The sequence below is a fragment of the Desulfomarina sp. genome, from assembly GCF_054039375.1.
The window spans coordinates 1-11,433 of record NZ_JBPLBA010000161.1 but is presented as its reverse complement, the minus strand read 5'-3'; the positions used below and the strand labels follow the sequence as shown (position 1 = coordinate 11,433).

Below are 11,433 nucleotides of genomic sequence, written 5' to 3'. Positions count from 1 at the left end.
CCTGCTTTGTCAGGCGTATTTCAAAAATCACATTGTACTGGTTTGAAAATAATCTGGACCGACACTTTTTCATTTGAATTCCTTATCAATTGAGATTTCCAGTGATTTTTGACCGTAGGCTAGCCTGATAAAGCAGGCACATCCACAAGTCGGCTGAGTTTTGTGCGTAATGAGGATGAATTTATATAAACTTTTCAATTTCTGAAATACTGTTTTCGGGTTAAAAACGGTATGGCTAAGCCGATTGACTCAGCCATACCCGTAAAATCAAGTGGTTACAAGACACTCACCCGTTCCCGGCCCATAACCGCTACCGTCCTCCGGACCTTCACCACCATTTCCCGTTCCATCTCCGGGACCATGACCACCATTACCGTTGCCACCACCATTTCCATTGCCGCCCCCGTTGCCGTTGCCACCTCTCGCAAGCAGGGAATGATCGTCAATATTGAAGGCATAGGCCAGACATTCGCCGTTGCCGGGCCCGTTACCACTTCCATCAGCAGGACCCACTCCGCCATTTCCCGTCCCGTCTCCCGGACCATGGCCATGCCCGGCCATCACCGGAACTGAAATAAGGGTTAAAGCTGAAGCGATAAGAAAGGCTCTGGAAAGGTTTTTCCTGTTAAACATGCTGTCCTCCTGTTGTTGGTAATTCTGTTTTACACCTGGATCTTTTAACTGCCGGAACAGGTGCGTTCCCAAAAGAATTATCAACAACCGTGCCAGATAATAAGTTTAATTTATCTTTCATATATTCAACATGTTATAATATATCCACCATTCTCTCCAGAAAAACTTTTCGACAATCTACCGACCGCTCGACAATATTGTCGAGTCTTCAGCCGAAAAACAAACCACGGCGGATATGTTTGAGAGCCGGCAACCGTGCGCGAATATCCTCCAGACGTTCCTTGTCAATATTAACTGACACCAGGGCTTCAGTTTCTCCCGCCCCTGCCAGCATAACACCGAAGGGATCAAAAACAGTGCTTCGCCCGCAGAAAGGGGCTGAGCATTGGTTTACACCTGCAAGATAGAGTGTATTCTCAATGGCCCGTGACCTGAGAAGAGTCAGCCAGTGATCTTCCTTAAGAACCCCGCCATACCAGGCGGCGGGTACGACCACCGCTTCAGCCCCCTGGAGAGCCAGATGCCTGAAAAGTTCCGGGAAGCGCAGATCGTAACAGATCGCCAGACCGAATCGGATACCGTCACAGGTAAAGAGTGGAGGCGGCAGGGAACCGGCCACCATCTGTTCCGACTCGTTCACATTCAGCGCATCAAAGAGATGAATTTTCCGGTATTCCGCCCGCAGGCCACCATCCCGACCAAGAACAACGACACTGTTGGCTGCCCGCTTTTTTTCATCCTCAATCTTTTGCCAGACTCCACAGACAATGGCTATGTCATACTGTTCTGCCAGCTCGGCCAGGCCACTGACGAACGGACCGTCTGAGGGTTCGGCTATTTCAGCAGCCGACATGCCCTTTTCGAGACGGGCCATAAATGTCTCGGGAAAAGCGATGAGAGAACTCCCCTCATTCGCTGCCAGATGAACAGCATCCGATGCCGTTGCCAGGTTTTCCCAGGGGTTTATCGAAACCTCTGTCTGAACAAGAGTAATTTTCATTCCGCACCTCCCGGCAGTATTGGTCAGCTGACATTGTTTCCATATTGATTTCCTGGAGAAAGAGAGGTATAAGACCGGTGCAGGTGTCGAAAATAAGAGGAAAGACGGTGTGAATCCGTCACAAGCCAGTCCTTGCTGTATTCGAAGTCTGCGCCGACTGATATCAATTCTGCAGTTCTTTTAATGATACCATATCCTGATTTCCAGGATAAGTCACTGGAGAGTGTTCTCCGGGAAGGCGGTCGGCCGCAGGTAAATTCGTCAGTCAGAAAGCCTGCCTGCACCCGTGGAGGCGGTTTCGCTCCACGTTCAGAGTTAACCACTGGAGTTCTCTGTATTCGGAAAAGTTTTTCGTATTATCCATATGACAGGATAATACCCACCGCCGGATACGGAGCCCTGATTCCCGCTTTTTTTCAGTATTTCTCCGTATTCCGCATCATTCATTTTCTGCAGGAGTGATATATATTATGGGGTTCAACACTGAAAAAAACAAGATACTGGGGGAATTGATAACCCGTCTTATTGCCAAAACAGACCTGACCAGGGATGAATCTTTCTCCGCCTTTCAGATGATTCTGAACAACGAAGTATCGGAAATGCAGCAGGGCGCCTTTCTCGCCGCCCTCACCGCCAAAGGGGAAAATGCAGCCGAAGTTGCCGGTGGCTGGCAGGCGGTTTATGACCTCGATACTGAAAAGGTCATTCTGGACGACCTGGAAGTCGTGGATAACTGCGGAACCGGCATGGACAGCTTCAAAACATTTAATATCAGTACCGCCGCGGCCCTGGTGGGCAGTGCAGGAGGAATACATATTGCCCGCCATGGTGCCCGTGCCATCACCTCGGCCCGCGGAACAGTGGATATGGCCGAGAGCCTTGGTGTCGATATGGAATGCGATGTCAACACGGTGGCCAACAGTATCAGGGAGTGTGGTATCGGCCTTTTCAACGGCATGAGCCCCAGGGTTCATCCCATGGCACTCGGCCGTATTCTCTCGCAAATCTGTTTCGGTTCCCCCCTCAACATTGCCGCTTCCCTGGCCAACCCGGCCCTGCCCGGAATCGCTGTCCGGGGTGTCTACTCTCCCGTTCTTCTCAGACCGGTTGCCGAGGTCATGGACGCCATCGGTTACAGGAATGGTATTATTGTCTACGGAGCTATCACGGGCAGCGACAGGGGGATGGACGAAGCATCTGTCTGCGGATCAACCAGGGGAATCCACCTCTTTCAGGGCAATTTTGAGGAACTGACTTTTTCTCCCGAAGATTTAGGCCTGCGGACCCATAATCCTGAAAGCATTGCGGCAGACAGCAACCACCACGACGCCTCCCTCAATATGATCCGTCTGCTTGCCGGACAGGGTGATGATGCCCGTAATGACGCTGTCATTTTAAACAGCGGTCTGCTTTTTTATGTCAGGGAAATGGTGCCGTCAATCAGAGAAGGAGTTGACAGGGCCAGGGAAATTCTTCTCTCGGGTCGAGGGCTTACGCAACTGGAAAAATGGGTTGAAATACAGAATGAAGATCCGGCTGCGGGGCTGGCAAAACTTGCCGGTCTGAAAGCCGAAGCGGGAGTCAACTGATCATGGAACTTCTGGTTATAAAAGAGGGGGAAAGCTATTTTCGTTTTCAGGATGGCACTGCCAGACCCTGCGCCATGGCAAAGGCTTCCGTTTTTCCGCTGGAACAGGTTGAAAAAGTAAAAAAACTTGTGGAAAAACTCAAGCGCGAAGGAAAAACAGAAGCCATCATAGTGCAGCTGACAATCAGCGAGAAAATATATCAGGAGGATTGATCCATGCAACTTTCACTGAGAGGCCGCCGCAACCTGGAATTCTCCTCATCCGCCCCGTTTCTGCATGAAAAGGACAACCATGTAATTCTTGAAGTTGCCTGCTGCGCAGTCTGTCGCACCGATGCCAGGATGTGGAACCAGGGCCATCGCGACCTGACACTGCCCAGGGTACCGGGCCATGAAATTGCGGGTTTCGACAACTCGGGCAGGCTGTATACCGTCTGGCCCGGTCAGGCCTGTGGAAAGTGCCGATACTGTCTGGCGGGAAGGGAAAATCTCTGTGAGGAAATGCGGATCATCGGCTTTCACTCCGATGGCGGTTTTGCCAGTTTTGTCTCCGTCCCCCGGGACAGCCTGATTGCGGTCACGGAAAAAATCGATCCCCGCCTCCTGACCTTTGCCGAACCCGTTGCCTGCGTCATTAACGGCTTATCAAAATTTCCCGTGCAACAGAATTCACGGGTAATCATTTACGGGGGCGGCGTGGTGGGCATGCTCGCGGCGCTTCTCTGCCGTGAACAAAACTGCCGGGTAACAGTCGTGGAACGGAGTCAGAAAAAAATCGCCCGACTCGATGCATTTGCAAAGAAAAACAACCTGGATCTCTGTAAGGATACGGTTGCTTCTGATTTTGATCTGGCCCTGAACTGCTGCGATTCCCATATCGCCTTTTCTCTCTGCATCACCAAACTGCGCAAGGGTGGACGCCTTGTTTATTTCAGTGGTCTGGAAAAAAATGAAGAGATAGAAACAAACCTGCTCAACCTCATCCACTATAAAGAACTGGAAATTCACGGAGCCTATGGCCCGGGAAGAAAACATATGAAAGAGGCGGTATTATTCTGCCACCGTCGACAGGATGACCTGGGAATGCTGGTTGAAAAATGCATCGGCCCGGAAGAGGTCGAAGGGGTACTGGAACATATCCTCTCCGGCGAAGCCCTGAAATACATTATCGACTGGTCTGGAAAAACGCTTGCGTCAGCAACCTATCCAGAGGAAAAAACACCTTTGGAAAAGAAAAAACTCCGGCCAACCCCACCAAAGCTCATATATCTCTCTCCCTTCCTTCAGGATCTCACCGAATCCATACAACCCGTCACTGCCGCAGTCCGGGATATGGCACAGAAAAAAGTCGACCTGAAAACAAAACCCCTGGGTGCGCTTGGCACAATTGAAAAACTGGCGGTTCAGCTTGCGGCAATCCAGGACAATTTAAACCCTGAGATCAACGATAAAAAAATGTTTGTCTTTGCCGGAGACCATGGTGTAGTCGAGGAGGGTGTTTCTGCTTTTCCCGCCAGGGTGACGGTACAGATGGTGGAAAATTTTCTGAAGGAGGGAGCTGCCGTCAACGCTTTCTGTCGCCAGTACAGCATAGAGTTGTCAATCGTGGACATGGGTGTAAAGAGTGATTTTGCCGACCACCCCATGCTGATCCGAGAAAAAATAGCATATGGAACTGATAACTTTGCCATCCAACCCGCCATGGGCAGGGGCAGGGCAATAAAAACCATAGAGCAGGGTGCCCGGATTTTCATCACGGAAAATAACTCCCGTTCCTGTGATATAGTTGGTATGGGCGAAATGGGAATCGGCAACACTACCAGTGCCACGGCAATTATCTGTGCTGTTTCCGGCCTGTCTCCGACCCGGCTGACCGGCAGGGGAACCGGAGTGGACAACAGCGGCCTGGAGCGCAAGGTAGAGGTCATTGAAAAAAGCCTTGCCCTCCATCGACCCGATCCCGCCGATGCTGTCGACATCCTGGCCAAAGTCGGCGGTTATGAGCTGGGCGGCATATGTGGAGCTGTGCTTGCAGCGGCGTCACAGAAATGCTGCGTGGTCCTGGACGGTGTCATTTCCACCGCTGCAGGCCTTCTCGCCTACCTGCTCTGCCCTGCCGTCGGCGATTACCTTGTTTCCGGCCACAGGTCCGTCGAAATCAGCCAGAAAACCGCCCTGGACATCATGGGGTTGGAGCCGGTCATCGACCTTGATATGCGCCTGGGAGAAGGTACAGGTGCCGCCATAACCATGAACCTGGTCGAACTTGCCTGCCGTATGATGCGGGAAATGGCCTCGTTTGATGATGCGGGAGTAGCCACAGCCGTTGTGCGATGAAACCTGAATCAATCCCCGATTACGTGCGAATTCCGGCCTGACACAGATGAACCTGAAGATATACCTGATTATTGGGGTTGACCTCTTCCAGGAAATAACGGTGCATTTTCAGTTTTGAACCTCTGTTATGATTTTTTCTTTGCTTTTTCTCTTCTGTCGACTTATTATAATCAAACGTTCGTTTAATTCCATGATTAACCCCGTAAAGGGCCCTTGAATAATTATGAACCGTAAAAAAATACATACACTGCTGAGGCTTCTTTTTTCTTTGGCGGTCCTTTTGCTGAGCTGCCTGACTGTCCCTGGATTTTCACTCACCCTCGATGAGTGTGTACAACTTGCTCTGAAAAACAATCCGGACCTGCAGAAAGAGCAGTTAAGCCTCAACATTGCCCGGGAAGAATTGACTGATCAGCGGGCAAAAGGCTTTGGTCGGCTTGACCTGGTCGGCTCCTATACCCATTTCAACCTGCCGAGAACACTGGCCCCTCTCACCCCGTCAACCGTTGCATCCGGTGGAACGATAGTCCCGACAACACAGGATCTGCTGGGTGCGGGAGTGATCTACGAAGTCGCTCTTTTTACCGGCTTTGCCCAGCTACGTGCCGTGGAAATTGCAGAACTCCGCAAAGAAACAGCCCGTGCGGCCAGGTCCCTGAGCAGGGAGCAACTTATTTATAATGTTAAGGCTCTTTTTCTCAGCTCTCTCTCCCTGCAGGCACAGGACAGTTCCCTGGTTGCCTATATCAGAGCTCTGCAGAAACTGTATGACAACATAACGGTTGAGCTCTCCCTTGGGAAAAAAGCACGGATAGATCAACTCAAGGCCGCAACCAGCCTGAAAAAGGCCAAGGCTGACCGAAAACAGCTTACGGCCAGAATTGAAATCAGTAATGGATCACTTGCCGACCTTGCTGGCGTGGAACAACTCCAAACGCTGGAAAAAATGAACATAACACCGGAATCAATCATTGCGGTTCATGAAAATTTTGTGGAACGGTTGACAAAGCTGAAGCGCTTGCAGGCTGCCCGGCTGACCGCAGAAACAAATGAAAAAATTGTCGAAAAATCAACAGCCTCTCTTCTGCCTCAGGTTCTTTTCAACGCTTCCTATATGCAGAATTTCGGCCCTAACGACAGCACTAATAAATACAGTGGTGACTGGAACAACCAGGAGATCTGGCAACTCGGCCTGAACCTGAAATGGAATATTTTCGATTTTGGCAGTACAAGGTCAAAAATAGAGAAAAGCAGGATCCTGGCCCGGCAGAGCCGGTATGAGCAAAGGAAGATCGAGCTGGCCTTAAAACAGTCAATCCTGGAAGCCATTGCCAGAATAAATATGGCTGTAACTGATTACAACAGCACCAGGGAAGAGCTGCAGCTTATTGAAGAAACAGAAAAAATCGAACAGGTCCGCTTTGATCAGGGGACAATCGACATCAGCGACCTGCTCTATACAAAGGCCCGCCACCAGCAGACCCTCAGCCGTTTTCTTGCCGCAGGCTACACATACACCTCTGCCCGTTTCTATCTGGACTACCTGCTGGAGCGGGGAGAATCCATTGCATTTGAAACCGACAGGGTGAACAGCAGTAATTTTATTACAACAGGGGCCCCTGTAAACAAGCGCTTTTCCAAGTGAGCTATAATCAAACATCCAGTGCCTGCCCTCTGGTTTTAAGGAGAAAACAAATGAAAAAACTGTTCCTGGTTCTACCCTTAATCATTACACTGGCTGCCGGTATTGTCTTATTAAAAAAACGACAACAGGCTATCAATGATGCCCCCCTTGCCCAGCCTATAATCCATCCGGTCAGCATCGTTGCCCCGGAGAACAGAACCATTTCAAGTTCACGTTTTTTCCTTGCTGTCCTTGAATCGAAGCAGACAGTCAAAATATCATCAAAACTTTCGGGCAGGATCACCAATGTTTACGTAAAAGAAAGCCAGCCTGTAAAAGAAAAAGACCCGCTGTTCAGCATGGACGAACAGGAAATTCTGGCCACTGCCGGCGGGCTCAGGGCTCAACTGGAATCGGCTGAGGCCCAACTTGATTTCAGCAGGGCACAGCATAATCGCAACCGTATACTTTTTAATGCAGGGGGTCTTGCCCGGGAAAAATTTGACGCGTCCGGGGTCAGCCTCAGCAGAGCTGAAACCGCGGTAAAAGAGTTACAACAAAAAATAAAGGGGGTTGAAAACCAACTCCGGTACACCCGTGTGACTGCGCCTTTCAACGGTATTATCGGCACCGTTTTTCAACACAGAGGGGATCTGGCCACACCGGGTCGGCCTGTACTCAGCCTGAATTCCCTCTCCAAAAAACTGACCTTCACCTTTGTTCCGGGAAAAGACCCCATTCAGGCGGGCCGGAAAGTTGAGTTCCCCAGGTATACATCCCTGTCCGGAAGAATAACAAAAATCTATGATGACGCCAGGAGAGGTTTGTCCATCGCAGAAATCGAACCAGAAGGAAATTTCAATCTGCCCAATGGAAGTGCTGTGAATGTTTCAGTTACAACTCAGACAGCAACCGGATGCAGTGTCCCGGTAACAGCCCTGCTGCATAGAAACGGGACCGTCAGTGTCATGGTCTGGCAGGATAATCATTTTTCAGAACAAGTCGTCCATATTCTCGCCCGAAGCGGGACAGCCGCTGTTATCACCCCCCCTGTCACGGGTATGGTGGCCGTCGCTTCGGAGGCAAAGTTGAGTCTTCTGCCCTCCTATGGACATATCAGAATTACTTCCGGAGTAAGCAATGAATAACAGCTGGATCGAACGTCTCCTGGGACGCCCTTATTTTATTTACTCATTTCTGACTCTTTTTCTTTTCCTGGGAGTGATCGGATACAACACCATCGACCGCAAACTGTTTCCGGAATCCAATTATCCGGAAATCGCGGTGGTCATCGTTCAACCGGGCGGATCGGCGCAGACTCTTGCGGCAAACATCTGTGTACCCCTTGAGGAAGAGCTTTACACCCTCGATAATATCCGCAGGGTGTATTCGACCACAATTGATGAAGTTACTGTTGTCAGAGCCGAATTCGAATACACCAGGGATCTTGAAGCTGCAGCCGGAGATGTGAGTAACGCCCTGGATAAAATCCGCGCAACCCTGCCAGATGACATTCTGGCTCCCCAGATCCATGTCATTTCCGCTGCAACCCCGCCCATCGCCATCATTGCCGTGAGCCCAAAAGAAAACATACCGCTTGAAGACATCCGTCAGCTTGCAGACAACACATTGAAACAGCGACTGATCAAATTACCCGGCGTGGCCAATGTGGACATTTTCGGCGGCTACAAAAAAGAGATCCAGGTCATTGTCGACAAACATAAACTTGACCGTTATCAACTCAGTATGGCAAAGGTTTTGTCTACCCTCCGCTCCAACAACAGGGATTTCGCCATCGGTTTTCTGACAAATGACAAATCGAGATATATCCTCAAATCTCCTGGCAGAGAGGCTTCCATTGAAGGTCTGAAATCATTGCGGCTCACAGACAACGTGACACTGGCGGATGTTGCCGGGATTTATTTCGGCCACTATGAGAACAGTGCAGGGTATTTTGGTAACTCCAAAGAAGCAATCGCCCTAGCGGTACAGAGGGGAAGAGATGCGGATGTGGTTCGCACCATCGAAGGGATAGAAGGTGAACTCGAAAAAATCAGGGCTCTTTATCCCCTGCTCAATTTTGAAATAACAGATACCCAGAAAGACACTATTGTACAGTCAACAGAGAATATGTTTGAATCCCTGCGGGATGCCATCTTCATGTCCACTTTCGTAGTCTTTCTTTTCCTTGCCAGTTTTCGACAGGTATTTGTTGTATTGATTACCATCCCTCTCGTTTACGCCAGCACAGTCGCTCTCATGTGGCTGGTCGGTATTGAATTTAATGTGGTCACCCTTACCGGCATCATTCTGGCACTCGGCCTGCTTCTTGACGATGCGGTGGTGGTAATGGAAAACATCGAACGCCACTACAGGCTGCCGGGTACCGGTATTCATCAGGCGGTCATGAACGGTACAAAGGAAATTATGTTTGCTGATCTCTCCGGAACCGTAACAACCATGATTGCCCTGGCGCCAATACTTTTCGTCGGCGGTTATCCACAGACGGTTTTCCGCCCGCTCACAGCAACTCTGCTCCTGGCGCTGTCCGCTTCCTATATAATTTCCATTACGGCTGTCCCCCTTCTCTCTGTCAAAATTCTCACCTTAAAACATCCAGTACTGCTTTATCTGGAAGACTTTTTTCATCGGATTACCGGCAGAGCAAATGAGGCTGTACAACAATTTTTCTCCCGTCTGGTTACGGCGGCACTTGACAGCAAACTGACGGCCTTTATCTTTTTCGCCTTTCTTCTTCTCTCATTTATCATCAGTGTACGCGGAGTCATGCCGACAGTGGGCAGGGAGCTCATGCCCCCCATGGATACGGGCGGTGTGCTGATTAAAATCACCACCGATCCAAACCTGCCCATTGATACCAGCCGGGACATCGTCCGCAGGGCCAATAAAATCATAACAGCCGGCGGCAGGTTGAACTATCTTTCTTCAGCAATCGGAAGTGAAGCAGGGGTTCTCAGCATCGGAAGCGGATCAGGCACAGATCATATCGCCATTACCGCCACCTATGTGAATCGTTATGAACGTGAAAAAACCATATGGCAAATCGAACATCAACTGCGCCGGAAACTGGCCGGTCTTGCAAATGTAAAAAGGATTGAGGTGGTGGATTACGGTGCTACAGCTCTTTCCAGTATCCGCGCCAACATCGATATCATGCTTTCAGGGCCCGATTTCAGAGACCTGGTCAGAGCAGGGGATCTTGTGGAAAAAGCACTCTATAAAACCCGTGGAGTAGTATCTGTTTCCCGCACATGGGACAGCGACAAGACCGTCTTCACCCTGAATTTCGACCGCAAAAGAGTCGCTTTTTACGGACTGACCAATGCCGACATCACAGCCCAGCTCCAACCAATACTCCGAGGCACCCTGGCAGCCACCTTTCCAGCGGCAAACAACCTCGACTTCGGGGTGCGGGTTCAGCTTCCGGAAAAACAGCGGGACAGGGTTGACATCCTTTCGACACTTCTGATTGAAACACCACAGGGCAAAGCAATCCCCCTCAGCTCCCTGGCCTCCATAGACAGGGCTCTTGAACCCGGTGTCATCAACAGGGAAGGATTGAACTATACTCTCAACGTGTACGGCTTTCGTGAAAAGACCGCGATTTCACATATTATGAATAATTTCGAAAAGAACTTCAAAGGTTCAGAGCTGCCCTCTTCAGTGACAATGGAACAGGTCGGGGATATCAAAGAGTTCAATAATTCAGCCGGTCGAATGGCAAAATCCATCGGCTTTGCCGTCATTCTGATTTTCTTTACCCTGATTACATTTTTTGATTCGATCAAAATATCACTGATGATCATCCTCTCCATTCCCCTGACCATCATCGGTGCTGCCTGGATCCTTCTCCTGCTGGGGTACCATGTCTCCATGCCGGCCATGATGGGATTTATTCTTCTTTCCGGTATTATTGTCAATAATGCCATCCTGCTCATCCACTTTGCCCAGGAGAAAATGGAGGAGGGCATGAATAAAAGGGAAGCAATGCTTGCCAGTATCCGCATTCGTACCCGGCCCGTCCTGATGACTGCTTTTGCCGTTGCTGCAGGAATGCTGCCCGTAGCCCTCGGATCGGCAATAGGCCTGGAAAGACTCGCTCCCCTCGGCGCAGTCGCCATCGGCGGTCTGCTTGTCGGCACCTTTCTGACCCTGCTTTTTATCCCCCTGCTCTTTATCTGGACTGTAAAAGAAAGCCATGACCATAAAGGGTAAAGAAGCCAGGGTACC

At 50.2% G+C, this 11,433-nt stretch carries 8 protein-coding genes and 1 riboswitch; of the genes, 6 read left to right on the top strand and 2 right to left on the bottom strand.

Going from position 1 to position 11,433, the window contains the following annotated elements:
- Positions 1–267: 267 nt before the first annotated feature.
- Together ACXLDX_RS09605 and ACXLDX_RS09600 are read right to left on the bottom strand one after the other, a co-directional pair.
- Positions 268–633 (bottom strand): hypothetical protein, encoded by a 366-nt coding sequence (locus ACXLDX_RS09605; RefSeq protein ID WP_457576961.1) that lies wholly within the window; start codon positions 631–633, stop codon positions 268–270.
- Positions 634–841: 208 nt separating this feature from the next.
- Positions 842–1,633 (bottom strand): carbon-nitrogen hydrolase family protein, encoded by a 792-nt coding sequence (locus ACXLDX_RS09600; protein WP_457576960.1) that lies wholly within the window; start codon positions 1,631–1,633, stop codon positions 842–844.
- A 64-nt stretch (positions 1,634–1,697) separates the two neighbouring features.
- A riboswitch (cobalamin riboswitch) is annotated at positions 1,698–1,929 on the top strand.
- 174 nt (positions 1,930–2,103) lie between these two features.
- Here ACXLDX_RS09600 and trpD point away from each other — a divergent pair.
- The 6 genes from trpD (at position 2,104) to ACXLDX_RS09570 (ending at position 11,418) form a co-directional block, all read left to right on the top strand.
- Entirely contained in the window at positions 2,104–3,222 is a 1,119-nt protein-coding gene (gene trpD, locus ACXLDX_RS09595) for an anthranilate phosphoribosyltransferase (protein ID WP_457576959.1), read from the top strand.
- Positions 3,223–3,224: 2 nt separating this feature from the next.
- A complete protein-coding gene (locus ACXLDX_RS09590) occupies positions 3,225–3,434 on the top strand; it encodes a hypothetical protein (protein ID WP_457576958.1) in 210 nt (69 codons plus the stop codon).
- Between the two features lie 3 nt (positions 3,435–3,437).
- Complete coding sequence (gene cobT / locus ACXLDX_RS09585) at positions 3,438–5,558, top strand: nicotinate-nucleotide--dimethylbenzimidazole phosphoribosyltransferase (RefSeq protein WP_457576957.1); 2,121 nt, start codon at positions 3,438–3,440, stop codon at positions 5,556–5,558.
- Between the two features lie 223 nt (positions 5,559–5,781).
- Positions 5,782–7,203 (top strand): TolC family protein, encoded by a 1,422-nt coding sequence (locus ACXLDX_RS09580; RefSeq protein WP_457576956.1) that lies wholly within the window; start codon positions 5,782–5,784, stop codon positions 7,201–7,203.
- A 50-nt stretch (positions 7,204–7,253) separates the two neighbouring features.
- Positions 7,254–8,330: an efflux RND transporter periplasmic adaptor subunit gene (locus ACXLDX_RS09575; RefSeq protein WP_457576955.1), complete on the top strand. Its 1,077-nt coding sequence runs from the start codon at positions 7,254–7,256 to the stop codon at positions 8,328–8,330.
- Positions 8,323–11,418, top strand: coding sequence for an efflux RND transporter permease subunit (locus ACXLDX_RS09570; protein WP_457576954.1), 3,096 nt, complete (start codon positions 8,323–8,325; stop codon positions 11,416–11,418). The genes ACXLDX_RS09575 and ACXLDX_RS09570 overlap by 8 nt, the downstream gene beginning before the upstream one ends.
- Positions 11,419–11,433 lie beyond the last annotated feature (15 nt).